Genomic DNA, 628 nt, shown 5'->3' with positions numbered 1-628 from the left:
GAGCATCTTTTCAGGGACTTCCTGAAGCTGAAGCATGCGATCCCGTCGCATGACACCTTCTCGGACGTCTTCCGCATGATCGAGCCGTCCTTGTTCCAGCGCCGTCAGTGCGCGCATTCGCAAATCGTCGTCGAGGGCGTATCCTTCCCGCGATACACCCAAGGCAACGAGCAATGCAGCCTCGCCCAATTTGCCTGCATCGAATAGATCAAAGGCCTTGTGGGCTGCTGACAAAGCCGGGGCAGGGGGCTCAACTAGTGTTTCTGTCGGCTGCGTTTCTACAGCGTCAGGTGTTGTGATTTCTTGCTCAGCGGTCAACTCCGCTCCATCGGCCAACTTTTCCTGGGGAGTGTCATGAACTTTGTGTATCTGGGCTGGCCCATGCGAGTTTCAGATACAGTCACGCATTGAAGCGCTCGTCAAACATGATAGCGAACTGATTGCGGGCCGCAAACCATTCCCGAACATTCCGGCCACCTTTCTCGAAGTTGCGGATCGCCAGATAGATCAGCTTCGTCGCGGCTTCCTCAGTCGGGAACGAGCCGCGGGTCTTGATCGATTTGCGAATGACCCTGTTCAAACTTTCAATCGCGTTCGTCGTGTAGATGATCTTACGGATGGCGGGATC

At 55.3% G+C, this 628-nt stretch carries 1 protein-coding gene and 1 pseudogene; both read right to left on the bottom strand.

Annotated features, from left to right (window positions below):
- Nucleotides 1-318 (bottom strand): annotated as a pseudogene (locus ACFTOW_RS02005) (hypothetical protein); the annotation flags it as partial.
- A gap of 82 nt (nt 319-400) precedes the next feature.
- Nucleotides 401-628 (bottom strand): transposase (locus ACFTOW_RS02000; protein WP_379912552.1); only part of this gene is annotated, 228 nt, incomplete at its 5' end.

The sequence above is a fragment of the Lacimonas salitolerans genome (assembly GCF_042677865.1).
In the GTDB taxonomy this organism is placed as follows: Bacteria; Pseudomonadota; Alphaproteobacteria; order Rhodobacterales; family Rhodobacteraceae; genus Lutimaribacter; species Lutimaribacter salitolerans.
The sequence above is the reverse complement of the archived record's forward strand: the minus strand, read 5'-3'. Positions and strand labels throughout refer to the sequence as shown.